We start from the raw sequence: 16,852 nt of genomic DNA, 5'->3' as shown, positions 1-16,852 counted from the left end.
TCGCTTGATTAAAGCTTGGTTATACGAGGACCAATTGGTTGTACGGTAAGTTTTAGGTGCAGGCTTCTTCATCTGGAAATTATATTGCTAAAGAAGCCCTCAAGAATAGCTTTGTGCAACAAAGCCCTTTTCATGTGCACCTTTAGCATGCCTTTTTAACACCGTTTTTCTCACGATAAATATAAATACCTAAAAATATAATATAAATTTGAATTTCATGAACTCTTCCTGTGTCTTAGTTTGGTGCACAAAAATTGTATTGTGCTTTATATCGAGTCTTATCAATTTCAAGAAATTCTTCATCAAAATTTCCTTTGCTTAGGCCTCTTCTACAATCCATTTGCCTCTATATACTGATTTTCTTTTGTGATCCCGAGCACTAAATTGGAACGCACCATGCAAAATATAGACTTATTATTTCTTCTTCTCGGTGCAGTTCTAGTGCTTGCCATGCATGCTGGATTTGCTTTTTTAGAGCTTGGAACAGTTCGACATAAAAACCAGGTCAATGCCTTAAGTAAAATTCTAACCGACTTTGCCATTTCTGCGATCGCCTATTTTTTAGTGGGCTACTATATTGCCTACGGACAGCACTTTTTCCATGATGCTGCAACCTTGTCTGCCGATCATGGCTACAATCTGATGCGCTGTTTTTTCCTGTTGACCTTTGCTGCAGCCATTCCAGCGATTATCTCTGGCGGGATTGCAGAGCGTGCCAAAATGCGTTCACAGGCTTTAGCGACATTATTTCTGGTTGCGCTGATCTATCCGTTTTTTGAGGGTATGATCTGGAATGGCAACCTTGGTTTTCAGGATTGGCTGACCCATGCATTTGGTGCAAGTTTTCATGATTTTGCCGGTTCAGTTGTCGTTCATGCAATGGGCGGCTGGATCGCACTGGCCGCAATAATCCTACTTGGTGCGCGTCATGGCCGTTACAAAAAAGATGGCCGGATCACCGCGCATCCTCCTTCATCAATTCCTTTTTTGGCTTTGGGTTCCTGGATTCTGATTGTTGGCTGGTTCGGCTTCAATGTCATGAGCGCGCAGCGGCTGGATGCCATTTCTGGACTGGTCGCCATTAACTCTTTGATGGCCATGATCGGTGGAACAATAGCAGCCAAAGTTGCGGGGAAAGATGACCCGGGCTTCCTGCATAATGGTCCCTTAGCAGGTCTGGTGGCGATTTGTGCCGGATCAGATGTTGTTCATCCCTTGGGTGCTTTTTTTATCGGGATCAGCGCCGGTATTATTTTTGTGAAACTTTTTACCTATACCCAAAATAAACTTAGAGTGGATGATGTATTGGGAGTCTGGCCTTTACATGGTGTTTGTGGTGCTTTTGGTGGATTAGCTGTGGGTATCTTCGGTCAGCAATGGCTCGGAGGAATGGGAGGAGTGTCTTTAATTTCACAACTCCTAGGTACAATGCTGGCGATTGTCATTGCTTTGGCGGGTGGTTTTTTGGTGTATGGCTTGCTTAAGGTTTTGATGGGTATTCGCCTGACTGAGGAAGAAGAGTTCAATGGTGCAGACTTGTCGATTCATCGTATTTCTGCTAATTCGGAAGAAAATACTTTTTAATAGACATAAAAAAAGCCTCTACGACTAGGGGCTTTTTTTATTTATAAGCAGAGCATCTAGATGAAGTAATTACTTCATACCAAAAATTAATTTTAAGCCAAGTACCGTCATAACTGCGCCTGCTGCGCGGTCAAACAAAGCCTTAAACTTCAAATAAACACGACGTGGCTTTTCCGCAGATAATGCAACTGCGACTAGTGAACACCAGCCTGCATCAATAAAGAAACATAAGACAGGCAAAACAAAATAAAAATACGTTGGAATTTCTTTGGGCAATAACGCGGTAAAAATACTGGCCAGCACAATCGCAATTTTGGGATTGGACAACTGTGTGATTAAACCAGTGGTAAAAGCACGGCGTAAAGACATCTGTTTGCTAATGGTTGTATCCGCTTCGATCGGATCTTTGGCATGTTTAATGATTTTAAACGCCAACCAAAGTAAATATAAACCACCACAAATTTTTAAGGCCAGATAAGCTGAAGGTACAGCTAGTAAAAATGCCTGCAAACCGAGAACCGCCAACAGACCAAAAATCGCTGCACCGAGACCAGTACCCAATGCAGTAAATAAACCATGTTTACGTGAAATGGCAATTGAGTTTTTTGCCACATAAATAGAAGTCGGTCCGGGGCTCATTGCGCCTAACATCAGGGCAAAAGCAATCGAACCTAAAATCCAGAATGATTCCACGAGATAACCTGACTTAAAAATTGAAGGGCTATTTTAAGCAAAAACCTGACAATTTGCTGTAAAAATTTCTGGATTTGTCATGAATTTCAACTATAGCAATTACTTAAGGTTTCAACTGATCCTGAGCACTCAAATGCTTGTCTAGCAGTTGATAATCCTGCTCATATACAGGTACGCCACCAATAATCATGGTACGGGTTTCTGTTTTAGGTTTATTCAACGCATCATCACAGCCCGACAGACTGAGCAGCATGCCGACCCACACAGCACAGGATAATATTTTCATTATTCTACCCTCCTCAGGGTTTCCTCTGTTTAGATTAGCATTGTTGTTTAAATAATCAGCGGAATATTTGTGACAATCTACAACCAATTCCATAGCTTTCAGCGAATAATGGCTTATTGAAAAACTTTGATTTTTAGCACTTCCGCTATAATGCCTCTATCATGAACTTTGCGAACTTTTATGTTTGAAAAAATTGCTCAAAATATTCCAGATCAACAGATTAATTTTCACGATATTACTTTAACAATACGTCGTCTGGATCTGGTGCATCCGCAAATTTCGGGCAACAAGTTTTTTAAACTGAAATACAATTTTCTTGAAGCCAAAAGACAGGATTATCAGCATATTCTGAGTTTTGGAGGTGCTTATTCCAATCATATTGCCGCTACTGCATTTGCCGCACAGCAGTTTGGTTTTCAGAGTGTTGGTATGATTCGAGGTGAAGAACTGGCTGATCACCCATTGAATCCAACATTAGCCACCGCCCAGCAATTCGGGATGCAACTGCACTTTGTCAGTCGTGATGAATATCGACGCAAGCAACAGCCTGAGTATTTGGCCGAACTCGCTCAACAATTTCCTGAACATTATATTATTCCTGAAGGTGGAACCAATGCTTTGGCGATTCAAGGTTGTCAGGAAATATTAAAAGATGGCGATGCGCAATTTGATGTGATTTGTTGTGCAGTAGGCACCGGTGGCACCATCAGTGGATTGATCGAAGCCAGTCATGGGCATCAACAGGTTTTAGGATTTTCTGCACTGAAAGGTTCATTTTTAAAAGATGAAGTCGCCCAGCTGACGAAAAAAACCAACTGGAATATTCTCGATGATTATTGCTGTGGTGGCTATGCCAAAACCAGTGCAGCCTTGATGCAGTTTATCCGGGATTTTGAAGCGGAATTTGCAATTCCACTGGAGCAGATCTACACGGCTAAAATGCTGATGGGGATTTTTGATCTAATCGAGAAAAATTATTTTCCGGCTGGATCAAAACTGTTGGTGATTCATACTGGTGGTCTGCAAGGCCGTCATATTCCCTTTGGTTTTACAGCAACCTAAGCTTCAATCGGTTGATTATTATTTAAGGCAATTAACCCTTTGACCAAGCGGTAGATATGCCAGATAAAGACCAGAAATACAATCAGGAAACCAATCAAGATCACAGTCAATAAGCCACCGACGATATAGCCCAGCAAACTGATCCAGAAGGTTTTAATTTGCCAGTCGACATGACTTTCCAGCCAGGTACCGCGCATTTCATCACGCTTGATATAATTCATCACAATCGCAATAAATGGGGTCAGACCAAGAAAAAATCCTAAAATATAAAGAATATAAGTAATGAGATTATATTGTTTTAAATCTTCCGCGCTTGCCATTCGCTTTTCCTTGTTATTATGTTTTTAGTTTGTACAAAAACTATGCATGAGTTTTAGACAGCTTTCAAATATTTTATGTTTAAAATCCACTGTGAATCTGCAATCACGGAACTGATTTTTCTGGAATAGAGAAAGCTGAAATAAAATTGTCTATAATGCTTCCCTTTTCTTCTCCCTTGAGTGTGTGATGTCTTCCAAGCAATACGATGTTCTAGTCATAGGTGCCGGTGCCTCAGGTTTAATGACGGCGTATATGGCTGCGCAACGTGGGCGTAAAGTCGTGGTAGTGGAAAAAGCCAATAAGGTTGGCAAAAAAATCCTGATGTCTGGCGGTGGTAAATGTAATTTCACCAATCTGGAAGTCGAACCGAGCAATTACATTTCACACAATCCACATTTTGTGATTTCAGCTTTAACGCGTTATACCAACTGGGACTTTATCGGCTTGGTATGTGAATACGGTATTGCCTATGAAGAGCGCAAACATGGACAGCTGTTTACCTTAAATGGTGCAAAAGATATCTTGTCGATGCTGCTAGCGGAATGTGACAAAACCGGTCTGGTCGATATTAAAACCAGCTGCGAAGTGAAAGCAGTCAATCTAGTCGATGATCAAGGCTTTCAAGTGGCGACCTCACTAGGATATTTTGAAGTTGAATCTGTAGTCGTGGCATCTGGTGGTTTATCGATTCCTACGCTTGGCGGTTCAGGCATTGGCTATGAGATTGCAAAACAGTTTGGACATCACGTCTATCCAACCCGTGCTGGACTGGTTCCATTTACCTTCTCTGACGGATTTAAAGAAGTCACCACGCGCTTAAGCGGCAATGCCGTAGAAGCAACACTCTCCAATGAACTCAACAGCTTTACCGAAGCACTACTATTTACCCATCGCGGTTTGAGTGGGCCAAGTTCCCTGCAACTTTCCAATTACTGGAATGTCGGGCAGAGCTTTAAGGTCGATTTCTTACCGAGTGTAGACTTACTGGATTTCTTTAAAGCAAAAAAACAAAGCCAGCCCAAAGTCTTGTTACGTACACTACTCAATGAATATTTACCGAAAAGTGTGGTGGCTGAATTACAAAATCTGATCTGGACTGAAAGCGCTGAAACTGCCATTGGTAATATCAGCGATGACAAGCTGGAACAGATTGCGGCACGTCTGCATGGCTTTGAAGTGAAACCTTCAGGAACTGAAGGCTACCGTACAGCGGAGGTGACTTTGGGTGGTGTAGACACTACAGAAATATCCTCAAAAACCATGGAAAGTAAAAAGCAGAAAGGCTTGTATTTTATTGGTGAAGTGCTGGATGTTACTGGACATTTGGGCGGTTATAATTTCCAATGGGCATGGTCATCGGCACATGCCGCATCGGAATATATTTAATCAATAGATAATCTGGTTTGCTACTTAACTCATTCCAGATAGTCTGTTTTAAACAGGTTGAGATTGGCCGTATTTGTTAAACGGTCAATCGTCAGCTGCATTTTTTGAGCTTCTCGCAGAAATAGTGGTACGTCATCTGCTGAAGATGCCATGAATTTATGTTGGAGTGCTTTCCACATATTGTTGATCTCCTTTTCTTTATATTTTTAATGCAAGAAAAATACCAAAATCATTTTAGTATTCACTTGAATATTCTATATTTTTTAAAAAATAAATTCTATTCCTAGCGACTGAGCAGGATTGACTTCTCAGTTAAATTCGTCTGCCTCTGGTATTTTCTTATCCAGCTCCCGCTCAGACTGCTCGTCCTGCTTGCTCTTTACAAAAATAAATCGATAGGCAGCGGTAAAAAAGCCAATCGTAATTCCTGCAATGACTAAAGGCGCCAGAACTTTGTTAGGTTTCTTGGTATTCATTCATTTTTCCTTATGACTGAACAAAATCGACCACATGAGCGTGGTCGATTTTGCTTAAAAATAAAAGGTTATTTCAGGTCATCTTTTTTCTGAGTTGAACGGTCAATATCGACATCTGGCTCTTTTTCTCCGGTTGAACCAAATGGATTATTGGCTGGTGGATGAGTCGGATCGACTTTTACTGAATCTGGTACGGCCTGATCCGCATCCGGATTGACAGGATCAATACCTAATAACTCATCATCCTGTGGTGCAGTGGTAAGGATTGCCGGGGTAGTATGGGATAAATCCGTACTCATGGGCGTACTCTTGTCTGAATCCTGATTTGGCACGATGCCTGCTCCTGGAGTTGTGATTGAGGAATCGCTAGTACCCGTAGCAGTTTGCGAACCACCAGAGGACTGGCTCATTGAGCTATCTGTAGAACTCATACCCATCGCCGCACCTGTAGTACCTGACATGTCGGCTGCACTTGTACCTGTGGTCTTGCTACCTAATCCAGAAAATATGCTGTTCTCAGCTTTTTCTTTGACTGGATTGGGTTCTTTAGCTTCTCGTTTGGCTTTATCAATCAAATCTGTGAGTACACGCTCCGCAGGTTGACGACCACCCAAACCAAATGCCAAGGCAAATGCCACTGCTACAGCACCCAAAGTTAGACCAAATGCCAAGTTAACAATTGAATCGGCAATACCCATGGCACGCAGACCCATTGCCACAACGAGTCCCATGATCAGAACACGAACCAGATTGGCTAACCAGCGTGAGCTGTTATATTCACCACGTTGTACGATATTCGCAACAATATTTGCCAGCCAGAAACCGATTACCAGAATCACCGCACCGAGCAGGATATTGGCACCGAAGTAGATGAACATTGCAATAAGACCACTGATCTGTTCAAAGCCCAGACGGTTCGCTGCTTCAGATACCGCAAATAGCATGGTGAATAAAACGATCAGGAAACCGACTACACTGGAAAGTTTAGTCGTGCCTAAAAAACGCTGGATATCCAGTTTGGCAGGAATTTCATCAACACCTGTACCGGCAACTACTTCAACTACCAGACGTGCTACCAGTTTAGAGACCACATACGCCAGAATCAGAATCAACGCAGCAGCGATAATATTCGGAATGGCATTCATGATTTCATATAGCATGGCTGTAGCAGGCTGAGAAATGGCCTCGATACCCAATGCTTCAAATGCAATGATCAGTGCCGTAATGATCACCACGGCGAAGATAAATGAACCAATCACCTGAGAAACATTCGAGTTTTTGAAGATGCCTACTTTTTCAGCATGTTGCTGTACGTTCAGACTGTTTAATAGTCCTTCAACAATACCGCGCACAATTTTCGCCAGGATATAACCGACAAAAATGATGACTGCAGCAATGAAGATGTTTGGTAAGTAACTAACAACATCGGTCAGCATATTCTGAACTGGTAACAGCAGACCGTTGAGACCCAGAATAGACAGCACGATTGGCAAGAACAGTAATAAAATTAACCAGTAAGCAATTTCACTGATGTTTTTACTAATCGGACTGACACCGACTTCAGCACTGAGTTTTTCATCGAGTTGCGTTCGGTCTAGCAGTTTTTGTAGCCCTATCTTCACCAGATTGGCCACAATCCAACCTATGAATCCGACTGCAATTGCACCTAGTAACTGCGGGATAAATAACAGGAACTGCTGGATCATATTACTGAATGGACCGCTGACACTGGTAAGATTGAGCACGTTCAGCGCACCAATCACGGCAATAATCAGAATAATCCAGAACACGACGCGGGCGATAATGCTCTCCACATTGGAGTGATGACCTGTCGCCGTATTTAAATGTGTATTGGTGCCCAGTTTTTGCAAGAGCTTTTTAACGCCTGCCGAGACCAGTAACGCAATTATCCAGCCAATTACTAATATGGCAATTGCACTAAGAATGGGATGGAATTGATCCCAATAGTACATGGCATCGAAGCCACCACGCGGGCTTCTCATATAATCATTCATGTTGTTCTACCCTCTTTGTTATTAAGCTATTTATCTGAAATCGGGGGCATCTCCCTGAAACAATCAGCCCCTTCTTTTTCCGGATTCATATTAGATTTGATGTTTTCAGGCTCAAGCCAGGTAGATGGCACTACCTTAAAACATCACCATCCATTGCAAAAAAGCCCCAGTGGTTCACTAGAGCTTTTCAGGTATTTTCAGTTATTGAGTCGCCTGTCCATCAGTCGCAGTTGCTGTTGCTTCTGTGCCATCACCCACGGTTGCTGTAGCTTCCGTTCCATCATTCATGGTGGCGGTGCCTTGTGTAGGCTCACCGACTGGAGTTGAATTATTTGGGGTAGCAGGCTGTACATTCGGATTTGGATGTCCTGCAGGAGCATCATTCGCATCTGGATTCATGTCAGCAAACATATAGAACAGTAGTGCGAGTAAAAAAATACCGACCAAAATCAAGATATAAACAGGGATACGCTTTTTCTGCGTCACGTCTGCCTGATGATTTAAAGGTGGTTTTTTATTGAAATCATCGACCATAACCATCCTCACTCTTTGTTATTCATAAGTAGATTTTTAGAATAACAAGCTGTGAATAGGGCTTCTGTGACAAAACATGGTGAGATGGTGACGGGATGTAAGTCACTAATCCATCAGAATTCTCTGCTAGATGCTACTTTAAAATAGCCGTTTGGCTGGGCTACGTTGCATATCGACTGGGGTTTCGTGTTCATCTTTCAACTGCACCCCTGAAAGCTGTAACTCACAGGATTTACGCATCAATGCGACCAGTCGCTGGATAGCTAGTGGATAGGCCAAGCCCGCAGAACGGACATTGGAAATACAGTTGCGCAAGGCATCATGACACCCTTTAAAAGCATTATAAGTGTAATAAATTCCCATACTATCGGGTGAGCTCAAACCCGGCCGTTCGCCAATTAGCATGACCAGCATTTTCGCCTGTAAAATTTCTGCCAATTCATCACCCAGTGCCACACGACTGCCACGGGCAATCACTAAGGGGGCAATCTGCCAGCCTTGTTCTTTGCATGCCTCTAGCAAGGCCGGAATAAAATGCAGGCTATTTTCCTCAATGGCACGTGCCGACAGCCCATCTCCTAAAATAATGACCACATCCCAATGTTGCTGATGTTCGGCCCGGTATTGCTGCAACATCGTTTTGGAGTGTTCTGAAAGCACACGCCCAAGATCGGGACGTTTAAGATAAAGGTCCTTTTCCACAGCCTGACTTTCAATATCCAGAATGGGTAGTCCTATTTTACACAAACCAGCTTTTAAAGATTCAACATCCAGTGGCTTCAGTACCGCATCTTTGGCCTGGGCATGCGCCAGTTGAAATTCCAGACTTGGTCGAGTCGGCAAGCTGCCCCCAGTTCGGCCTAAGGCAATCCGTGCATCAGTAAATGCTTTTAATTTCTGCCAGGGATTATCCTGTAATTGGGACTCAAATTTTACATCGGCAATCAGTTTCATAGTACTTCCTCAAGACAGGATTAGACGTAAAAATTGCTTCGGTAGCTCGGTCGGCCAGTGCAACTGATTGGACTGTTGCGCCAAAATGCCTTGCTGTTGTAGCCAGTGGTCAAATTCAGGAGCTGGTTTCAGTCCTAATAACTGTCGAATATAAAGAGCATCATGAAAGGATGTCGTCTGATAGTTCAGCATCACATCATCTGAACCGGGAATACCCATGATAAAATTCAATCCGGCATTGGCAAGCAAGGTCAGCAGTATATCCATATCATCCTGATCGGCATCGGCATGATTGGTGTAGCAAATATCACAGCCCATTGGCACACCGAGCAGCTTGCCACAGAAATGATCTTCCAGCCCGGCCCGGATAATCTGCTTGCCGTTATACAGATATTCTGGCCCGATAAAGCCGACTACAGTATTGACCAGCAAGGGATTAAACTTACGCGCCACGGCGTAGGCACGCGCTTCCAGGGTCTGTTGATCCACGCCATGATGGCCATTGCTGGATAAGGCACTGCCCTGTCCGGTTTCAAAATACATGACATTTTGGCCCACTGTGCCGCGTTGCAGGCTTAAGGCAGCTTCATAGCCTTCCTGCAGCAGCGCCAGATTGATACCGAAACCAGTATTGGCTGTTTAGGTTCCCGCAATAGACTGGAACATCAGATCAATCGGAACATTTTTATTTGCCAGCTGAATGCCAGAAGTAATATGGGTCAAAACACAAGATTGAGTCGGAATCTCATATTCCTGAATGACATGATCGAGCAGTTTGAGCAGCTCAGTCAAATTCTGCAGATTATCTGTGGCCGGATTAATCCCGATCACGGCATCACCATTGCCATAAATTAGTCCATCCAGAATCGAAGCTGAAATGCCCATCAGATCATCAGTCGGGTGGTTCGGCTGCAAGCGGGTAGAAAGATGCCCTGCCAGCCCGATGGTATTTCTGAACCGAGTCACTACTCGGCATTTTTTTGCCACCAGAATCAGATCCTGATTGCGCATGATTTTACTAACCGCTGCGACCATTTCTGGAATCAGGCCCATTTTTAAAGCAGCAAGTTTTTCTGTGGTGGCATCTGCACTCAGCAGCCAGTTACGAAAATCTCCGACAGTAAAATGCGAGATTGGATAAAAGGCATCAGCATCATGTTCATCCATGATCAGGCGGGTGATTTCATCCTCTTCATAAGGAACCACTGCTTCTTTCAAAAACTGCTGTAATGGTACTTCTGCCAGACACATTTGTGCAGCAACACGCTCGGTTGCATCAGTGGGCGCAATCCCTGCCAGCTGATCACCAGAACGTTCAGGGGTGGCCTTGGCCAATAAGGTTTTTAAATCCTCAAAGACATAATGCTGACTGGCCACATTGATCTGATACAGCATAAGCGTATTCTCCCTGCAAGATGGTTTATTTCAATTCCTTTTCTGCTGCCTCGATACGGACAAATTCTTCTTCCGGTGTACCGGCCACCAGATGATGACGGCTATACAGTAGGAAATAGAGAATCAGTGCCACGTAAATAGCGGCTGCCATTAACCAGACTTTTGGATCGACCAGAAAGCCTCCAATCACTGCAATCGCAGCAAGTACCAGCGCAATGGACGCAGTCACAATACCGCCCGGTGCTTTATACGGACGTGCCAGATTTGGTCGAGACAGTTTAAGCTTGATGTAGGACATCATCATCAAGACATAGGAAATAGTGGCACCAAAGACCGCCATCAGAATCAGCAAATCACCTTCACCCAAAAGGGATAACAGGAAGCCAATAATCCCTGGAATAATGATGGCCAAATAAGGTGCATGATTGCTGTTGGTTAAGGACAATTTTTTCGGTAAATAACCGGCACGTGAGAGCGCAAAAATTTGACGGGAATAGGCATAGATAATCGAGAAGAAACTGGCAATCAGACCAGCGAGACCGACAAAATTCACGAAACTTGCCATCCAGGTATTGGCACCATAGACCGCCACCAAGGCATCCACCAGCGGTGCACCGGAATTTTTCAGCGTATCTGCACCTGCTGCGCCAGGACCGAGTAACAAAATACTTAGCGCAAAGAATGCCAGAATCAGCATGGAACCAATCAGGCCACGCGGCAAGGATTTAGCTGGCTCTTTGGCCTCCTCTGCTGCCAGCGGGACACCTTCAACTGCCAGAAAAAACCAGATCGCATAAGGCACTGCTGCCTAGATGCCCAGATAGCCCAATGGCAGGAAACTGCTTGCACCCGCCGCTTCCGTACTGACCGCAATATCAAACAGGTTTGCACTATTAAAATGAGGCAACATGCCAAAGATAAACACCATCAAGGCAACCGCAGCAATTGCGGTAATCACAAACATGATCTTGAGTGCTTCACCTGCACCTTTCAGATGCAAGCCCATAAAAACCAGATAGCTCACCAGATAAATGATCCAGCCGCCAATACCAAACAAGGCTTCGCAATAGGCACCAATGAAACAGGCAATTGCTGCCGGAGCAATGGCATATTCAATCAGGATGGCACTCCCGGTCAGATAGCCGCCAAAGGGACCAAAAGCAGTACGAGCAAAACTGTAACCCCCACCTGCAGTCGGCAGCATGGTCGACATTTCGGACATGGCCAGACACATACACAGATACATGAATGCCACCACAATGGTCGCAATAAACATGCCTACCCCCCCCCCTGTGCCAAACCAAAATTCCAGCCAGCGAAGTCACCGGAAATCACATACGCGACCCCCAGACCGACGAGAAGCAGCCAACCTACGGCGCCTTTCTTGAGCTGGCGCAAGGCAAAATAATCTTCTTGTACTGCTGTTTCAGTCACACTGGTATCAATCACACTTTTTGACTCTGACATAGCAACCTCGTTGTTTTTATCGTTGTTCCCTGAAGATATGCATAAGCCATACCGGTTCCGCAGGCTTTAGTGAAGACAGTTGAGACGCTGCCTTTCAGCGATGAAATGCGTTATAATTATCCACCTTCTCATTTATACACCCGAGTTATATGGCGTATCGTCAACAAAGTGTATCGCTTGATCTTGATACTGACGTCACACATCAATGCATGCTGCACTACAGCCGTGATCAGCATCTGATTGGAATTATTGAATTCAGCAAGCCAAGCTTCCTGCTGCGCTGGCAGGATCTGGAATATTTCCGCCGTCGTACCGAAGAATTTTCCGTGATGCCTTTTCCGGACTGTGTCAATGCGATGATTATCGATATTCGAGATGTAACGGCATGGTTGGATAATGAAGTGCCGATTATTCCGTGGCGATTATTGGAAGAAGACTGTCCGGTTCGCCTGGTGGTGCCTGCAGACCGTATTGAGCACTATGCCGGATTCTTTGAACCGACCTGGCTCAGCCCCGATGTCGAAACAGCTATTCAGGAAATCCGTGAATCCATGGATATGTTTGTGCATTAAGCTTGAATCGAAAAAACCTCCGCAATGGGCAATGCTGTTTACTTAAGCATTTGAATCATTTTGGAATTCATTAGAGAATCCGATGTCAGGTTTGGCATCGGATTTTTTTATGGTATTTCAGCAGGATATTTTAGATCTTAACAATCTGTTTAAGCTCTCGAATCTGAGTACTTTTATTCACAATATCCCCGTTGAGTGGGTCAAGTCCACACTCAGGTTGAGCAGTCCCGCGACTATTCGCAGGCGGTGCTTGCCTGCGGATCAGGTACTTTGGCTGGTTCTTGGAATGGCGATTTTCCGTGATGTCCTCATCCATGAAGCAGCAAGAAGACTCAATATTTGCACTCAGTGGTTAGCCTCTTATGACTTGCTGACGCGCATTAGTCTAACCAATACACGTAAACATCTTGGTGCAGATTCTGTGGAGTGGCTATTTCACCAGACCGATCAGCACTGGGGACAAGAGCATTATCCGGCTGGGCTGTCGGAACTTAGACAGGGATAGGTAGTTTGTTTTAGAGAGGCCTACAAGGCTTCGGAGAGTCAAAATGTTAAAAAACCGTTATCCCTTAGATCACAATGCCGCTCCTGTTAAAGGAACCGCATTGCCTTCAAGCAGGGGGTTTTGCTCATAAATCCTTCAACCTTACCAGTAATTCTCGACCGCAATATTTCCTTCACCACGACGGTTCATGGTCAGGCCACGAGCTTTTAAGGCTTCTTTGGTATCATCGACCATATCCGGGTTACCACAAAGCATGACATGCGTCGTTTCCGGATTAAACGCGATACCTGCTGCCTTTTCCAGCTCACCATTGGCAATCAAAATCGGTAAACGGTCGTGTAAAGGTGCATCGGGTTCACGGGTAATAATCGGGATAAATTTAAAACCAGTATGTCCTTCGCCAAAGGTTTCAGCGATTTCTTGAATCCGGTCTACATAAGCGAGTTCTGCCCGGGTGCGTACACTATAAACCAGATTGATTTTTTCGTATTTGCTCCAGGTCTCAAAGTCTTGCAACATGCAAATAAACGGTGCCAGCCCCGTGCCGGTACCCAGTAACCATAGGTCTTTAGGCAAAGGCAATTGATAACGTGCCAGAGTCAGATAACCATAAGGAATTTTTTCCAGATGCAGCTCATCCCCGACTTTGAGGTGCTGTAAATTGGAGGTAAATTTACCTTCAGGAACGACAATCGAGAAAAACTCCAGAGTTTCATCAAAAGGAGATGACACTACCGAATAGGCACGAACCACCAGTTCATCCCCCACTTGCAAACCAATACGCGCAAACTGCCCTGCGGTAAATTTGAAATGTGCCGGGCGTGTCATCGTAAAACTAAATAATGTATTGGTCCAACGGTGTACAGATAAAACTTTTTCTCGGGTAAATTTTTCAATTGACATGATTTCAACGTGGCATGAAAGACTGTGCTCATGGTAGCATGGCAACATAATTTATTAATATTTTTTAAATGTTAAGGCTCTACTCATGCGCATGACTTTACGCCAATTGGCTGTTTTTGTAGCAGTGGCACAAGAGGGTACCGTAACGAAGGCTAGCGATGCCGTCAAGCTTACACAAAGTGCGGCTAGTATGGCTTTAGCAGATCTGGAAGATGGTCTGGGTGCTCCACTATTTGACCGTCTAGGCAAACGTTTACAGCTAAATGACCTGGGGCGCTTTCTTCTCCCTCAAGCCCTGGAAATTTTAGGTCGTTGTGAATCTTTTGAACAAGTCGCTAAAGGTGAGCTTCAAAGTATCGATTTACGTTTGGGTGCAACCCTGACGATCTCAGATTACCTGATTCCTGACCTGATGGCCGATTTCTTGAAAATCAAGCCGCAAGCACATTTACAGCTTCAAGTCGGTAATACCCGTCAAATGATTGAAGCGGTGAATCAGTTCCAGCTGGATCTGGCCCTGATCGAAGGATCTTGTCATCTGCCACAATTGCAATGTATCCATTGGCGTGATGATGAGCTGGCTGTGTGCTGTGCGCTAGACCACCCTCTTGCGCAATTGAACCGTGAACTAACCGCTGAAGATTTCAAATCTGTAGAATGGATTTTGCGTGAAGAAGGTTCAGGTACCCGTGAGGTGTTTGACAATGCCATCTTGAAAGATGTACCAGATGCCAATATCCGTCTAACACTCGGTCATAATGAAGCGATTTTAAAAATTGTAGCGGGCGGAATTGGTATGTCCTGCATTTCCAAACTTGCGATTGAGCCTTTACGTGAAAAAGGTCAACTGGTAATTCTGGATACACCATTCTGGTCGCTGACTCGTCCGCTGTTTATGCTGGTACATCGCCAGAAATATCAGGGTCCAGGTCTGAGAGCCTTTATGAATTTTTGTGAAAGTTAAAATATGAAAAGCACCTTAAGGTGCTTTTTTTATTACCATCTATTTTTAAATTGCCCTTCACATGGCTCGCCATCACGATCACCATCCATCATGGTTCCAGGGCAATGATTAATAAAGAATACCGCCTCTTCGTAAGAACGCATTTCTGAACAATGCTTTCGACCATCACAACTATATAAGTCAGCATGATTTGTTTTAGGGTTATTCACCAGCTGAGATGTATTAGTTACTTCAGCAACCTGCATTTTTAATGTTTCTCTTTGATATATCCCCGAGATAAATGGAATAAAAATAGCACCAAATATAGTTACAATAACTAAACCCACAAGAAAATTTATAAAATTAAATCCCTTTGTCTTTTTTCTCTTTATACTCACGCCCGCTTACAGACTTTCTTTGAATAGTATTTGCAGCTCGAGATTGAGGAGTATGTCGCTTTATCTCTATTTTAACATCCAATCGAACAATATGATCTGCCTTAAATTTTCCATTATCTTCCACAATTAAAAACTTTAATTTTTCCCCAATTTTTGGCGGAATATTTTTATTGGGAAGGTCTTTGACATGAAAAAATAAATCTTTGGATTGCCCTTCGATCTGAATAAAACCAAAACCACGATCTTCGTTATAGGTTTTGATTTTCCCCTCTTGAAACATAATTCGCTCTTATCTCTAATATTTTTTATGATTGTAATCAAAAAGAGACCGAAAATCTTTTGTAAAATTCTCTAAAGCAGAAACACAAAAACTAGAAGTGCATCTTATGACGGAAGAATAGATCCCTAGTTAAAAGTAAAAAAATCTTTTTTATTTATACTTCGCCAAAAATCATAAAGCCAACAGCTGATACCAATGCCAGCCATAGGGTCGGACTAAAGAAAAGTGAATTACGTACCGGAACAGGAACTGTAGGTGCCAAGGATTGCAAGGCGACGACTTCTGGCACAAATTCATCCTGCACTTTAATATCCAGACGTACCATGTTGTCTAAGGTCATGCTTTCTTGTTGAGGAATGATTCTAAATTTAAGCCGCTCTCCAATTTGTGGCTCAATTTCAGGCGAAGGTAGATCCTATAACTTGAAACTTAACTCTTGAGCTTCCCCTACCAACTCCAAAGTACCCATACCACGTTCGGAATCGTAAGTTTTAATTTTTCCATCCGTAAACATGACACTTTTCTCTATAGAATTCATTTAATTTGTATTCTAAGCCAAAGGAAATGCTCAGCATTGTTGCTATTTGGTGGATTTTTTATGTGTTATCTGTCTCTTTGAATATGTAAGCGGTGGCACTATAAAAAAGAGGCTCGAAAGCCTCTTTTTAAATGTGACTAAACACGATTTAAGTATGAAGATTATCTATTAACCGCGGAAGTTGTTTAACAATACCGATGTAATTGATTTATTGTGTGTCGCCACTTTGGTTTTTTTAGCTTTCTTTGAGTTGTCTTCGACACGTTCAATCTTAATCGCTTTGTACTTATCGCCATTTTCAACAACATTAAATTTCACGCGTTCATTGCGTTTTGGCTCGCCTTCTGCTGCAGGGAAGTCTGAAATATGGAAGAATACATCTCCCTCAGCGCAGCCAATAAAACCGAAACCTTTGGCAGGGTCATACTGTTTGATTTTGCCCTGATACAATTCATCTTTCATGCTATTGTCCTATCCTGAAAATGCCCTGTCTACATTATATAAAAAAGAGGCTGTAGTAGCCCCTTTTTTCATCATATT

At 43.4% G+C, this 16,852-nt stretch carries 15 protein-coding genes and 5 pseudogenes; 6 read left to right on the top strand and 14 right to left on the bottom strand.

The window, feature by feature from the left end; translation table 11 throughout:
• Positions 1 to 396 precede the first annotated feature (396 nt).
• Complete coding sequence (locus tag FTV42_RS13310) at positions 397 to 1,584, top strand: ammonium transporter (RefSeq protein ID WP_044111056.1); 1,188 nt, start codon at positions 397 to 399, stop codon at positions 1,582 to 1,584.
• Positions 1,585 to 1,653: 69 nt separating this feature from the next.
• Here FTV42_RS13310 and FTV42_RS13305 read toward each other — a convergent pair whose 3' ends face one another.
• Entirely contained in the window at positions 1,654 to 2,277 is a 624-nt protein-coding gene (locus tag FTV42_RS13305; protein ID WP_004280739.1) for a LysE family translocator, read from the bottom strand.
• A 103-nt stretch (positions 2,278 to 2,380) separates the two neighbouring features.
• Positions 2,381 to 2,563, bottom strand: coding sequence for an NF038215 family lipoprotein (locus FTV42_RS13300; protein ID WP_005104073.1), 183 nt, complete (start codon positions 2,561 to 2,563; stop codon positions 2,381 to 2,383).
• 180 nt (positions 2,564 to 2,743) lie between these two features.
• On the opposite strand from FTV42_RS13300, the gene FTV42_RS13295 reads away from it, so the two are divergent.
• A complete protein-coding gene (locus FTV42_RS13295) occupies positions 2,744 to 3,625 on the top strand; it encodes a 1-aminocyclopropane-1-carboxylate deaminase/D-cysteine desulfhydrase (protein WP_044111059.1) in 882 nt (293 codons plus the stop codon).
• Here the strand turns inward: FTV42_RS13295 and FTV42_RS13290 are convergent.
• Positions 3,622 to 3,945, bottom strand: a complete 324-nt coding sequence (locus FTV42_RS13290; protein WP_044111062.1) for a DUF4870 domain-containing protein — start codon at positions 3,943 to 3,945, stop codon at positions 3,622 to 3,624. The two genes, FTV42_RS13295 and FTV42_RS13290, sit on opposite strands and share 4 nt — an antisense overlap.
• Positions 3,946 to 4,132: 187 nt before the next feature.
• On the opposite strand from FTV42_RS13290, the gene FTV42_RS13285 reads away from it, so the two are divergent.
• Entirely contained in the window at positions 4,133 to 5,332 is a 1,200-nt protein-coding gene (locus FTV42_RS13285) for an NAD(P)/FAD-dependent oxidoreductase (RefSeq protein ID WP_180039033.1), read from the top strand.
• A gap of 29 nt (positions 5,333 to 5,361) precedes the next feature.
• Here FTV42_RS13285 and FTV42_RS13280 read toward each other — a convergent pair whose 3' ends face one another.
• From FTV42_RS13280 to eat, 7 genes and pseudogenes are all read right to left on the bottom strand, one after another.
• On the bottom strand, positions 5,362 to 5,511 hold the full coding sequence (locus tag FTV42_RS13280) for a hypothetical protein (protein ID WP_004645868.1): 150 nt from the start codon (positions 5,509 to 5,511) through the stop codon (positions 5,362 to 5,364).
• Positions 5,512 to 5,640: 129 nt separating this feature from the next.
• Entirely contained in the window at positions 5,641 to 5,808 is a 168-nt protein-coding gene (locus tag FTV42_RS13275; protein ID WP_005106221.1) for a hypothetical protein, read from the bottom strand.
• A 68-nt stretch (positions 5,809 to 5,876) separates the two neighbouring features.
• Positions 5,877 to 7,823: a mechanosensitive ion channel gene (locus tag FTV42_RS13270; protein ID WP_180039032.1), complete on the bottom strand. Its 1,947-nt coding sequence runs from the start codon at positions 7,821 to 7,823 to the stop codon at positions 5,877 to 5,879.
• Between the two features lie 201 nt (positions 7,824 to 8,024).
• Entirely contained in the window at positions 8,025 to 8,357 is a 333-nt protein-coding gene (locus FTV42_RS13265; protein ID WP_005106219.1) for a hypothetical protein, read from the bottom strand.
• Between the two features lie 138 nt (positions 8,358 to 8,495).
• Complete coding sequence (gene eutC, locus FTV42_RS13260; protein WP_180039031.1) at positions 8,496 to 9,311, bottom strand: ethanolamine ammonia-lyase subunit EutC; 816 nt, start codon at positions 9,309 to 9,311, stop codon at positions 8,496 to 8,498.
• A gap of 9 nt (positions 9,312 to 9,320) precedes the next feature.
• Positions 9,321 to 10,706, bottom strand: a pseudogene (locus FTV42_RS13255) (ethanolamine ammonia-lyase subunit EutB).
• Between the two features lie 25 nt (positions 10,707 to 10,731).
• Positions 10,732 to 12,173, bottom strand: a pseudogene (gene eat, locus FTV42_RS13250) (ethanolamine permease).
• A gap of 149 nt (positions 12,174 to 12,322) precedes the next feature.
• On the opposite strand from eat, the gene FTV42_RS13245 reads away from it, so the two are divergent.
• Both FTV42_RS13245 and FTV42_RS13240 read left to right on the top strand, forming a co-directional pair.
• Positions 12,323 to 12,745: a hypothetical protein gene (locus FTV42_RS13245; RefSeq protein WP_005247880.1), complete on the top strand. Its 423-nt coding sequence runs from the start codon at positions 12,323 to 12,325 to the stop codon at positions 12,743 to 12,745.
• 109 nt (positions 12,746 to 12,854) lie between these two features.
• A pseudogene (locus FTV42_RS13240) lies at positions 12,855 to 13,217 on the top strand (transposase domain-containing protein); the annotation flags it as partial.
• A 174-nt stretch (positions 13,218 to 13,391) separates the two neighbouring features.
• Here FTV42_RS13240 and FTV42_RS13235 read toward each other — a convergent pair.
• Positions 13,392 to 14,153, bottom strand: a complete 762-nt coding sequence (locus tag FTV42_RS13235; protein ID WP_004280760.1) for a ferredoxin--NADP reductase — start codon at positions 14,151 to 14,153, stop codon at positions 13,392 to 13,394.
• Between the two features lie 85 nt (positions 14,154 to 14,238).
• Between FTV42_RS13235 and gigC the strand changes: the two genes are divergently transcribed.
• Positions 14,239 to 15,117, top strand: coding sequence for a LysR family transcriptional regulator GigC (gigC, locus tag FTV42_RS13230; protein ID WP_044111068.1), 879 nt, complete (start codon positions 14,239 to 14,241; stop codon positions 15,115 to 15,117).
• Between the two features lie 32 nt (positions 15,118 to 15,149).
• On the opposite strand, the pseudogene FTV42_RS13225 reads toward gigC, so the two are convergent.
• From FTV42_RS13225 to FTV42_RS13215, 3 genes and pseudogenes are all read right to left on the bottom strand, one after another.
• Positions 15,150 to 15,774 (bottom strand): annotated as a pseudogene (locus tag FTV42_RS13225) (cold shock domain-containing protein).
• 154 nt (positions 15,775 to 15,928) lie between these two features.
• Positions 15,929 to 16,288: pseudogene (locus tag FTV42_RS13220) on the bottom strand (hypothetical protein).
• 192 nt (positions 16,289 to 16,480) lie between these two features.
• Positions 16,481 to 16,774: a cold shock domain-containing protein gene (locus tag FTV42_RS13215; RefSeq protein WP_005106209.1), complete on the bottom strand. Its 294-nt coding sequence runs from the start codon at positions 16,772 to 16,774 to the stop codon at positions 16,481 to 16,483.
• Positions 16,775 to 16,852 lie beyond the last annotated feature (78 nt).

This window comes from Acinetobacter sp. YH16052 (genome assembly GCF_013417155.1).
Taxonomy (GTDB): Bacteria; Pseudomonadota; Gammaproteobacteria; order Pseudomonadales; family Moraxellaceae; genus Acinetobacter.
This window is presented reverse-complemented; position numbering and strand designations above follow the sequence as displayed.

Excerpts from the sequence above, each read along its gene's own strand:
- FTV42_RS13310 (WP_044111056.1), top strand. The coding sequence starts at position 397 with ATGCAAAATATAGACTTATTATTTCTTCTTCTCGGTGCAGTTCTAGTG.
- FTV42_RS13300 (WP_005104073.1), bottom strand. The coding sequence starts at position 2,563 with ATGAAAATATTATCCTGTGCTGTGTGGGTCGGCATGCTGCTCAGTCTG.
- FTV42_RS13295 (WP_044111059.1), top strand. The coding sequence starts at position 2,744 with ATGTTTGAAAAAATTGCTCAAAATATTCCAGATCAACAGATTAATTTT.
- FTV42_RS13290 (WP_044111062.1), bottom strand. The coding sequence starts at position 3,945 with ATGGCAAGCGCGGAAGATTTAAAACAATATAATCTCATTACTTATATT.
- FTV42_RS13285 (WP_180039033.1), top strand. The coding sequence starts at position 4,133 with ATGTCTTCCAAGCAATACGATGTTCTAGTCATAGGTGCCGGTGCCTCA.
- FTV42_RS13280 (WP_004645868.1), bottom strand. The coding sequence starts at position 5,511 with ATGTGGAAAGCACTCCAACATAAATTCATGGCATCTTCAGCAGATGAC.
- FTV42_RS13275 (WP_005106221.1), bottom strand. The coding sequence starts at position 5,808 with ATGAATACCAAGAAACCTAACAAAGTTCTGGCGCCTTTAGTCATTGCA.
- FTV42_RS13270 (WP_180039032.1), bottom strand. The coding sequence starts at position 7,823 with ATGAATGATTATATGAGAAGCCCGCGTGGTGGCTTCGATGCCATGTAC.
- FTV42_RS13265 (WP_005106219.1), bottom strand. The coding sequence starts at position 8,357 with ATGGTCGATGATTTCAATAAAAAACCACCTTTAAATCATCAGGCAGAC.
- eutC (WP_180039031.1), bottom strand. The coding sequence starts at position 9,311 with ATGAAACTGATTGCCGATGTAAAATTTGAGTCCCAATTACAGGATAAT.
- FTV42_RS13245 (WP_005247880.1), top strand. The coding sequence starts at position 12,323 with ATGGCGTATCGTCAACAAAGTGTATCGCTTGATCTTGATACTGACGTC.
- FTV42_RS13235 (WP_004280760.1), bottom strand. The coding sequence starts at position 14,153 with ATGTCAATTGAAAAATTTACCCGAGAAAAAGTTTTATCTGTACACCGT.
- gigC (WP_044111068.1), top strand. The coding sequence starts at position 14,239 with ATGCGCATGACTTTACGCCAATTGGCTGTTTTTGTAGCAGTGGCACAA.
- FTV42_RS13215 (WP_005106209.1), bottom strand. The coding sequence starts at position 16,774 with ATGAAAGATGAATTGTATCAGGGCAAAATCAAACAGTATGACCCTGCC.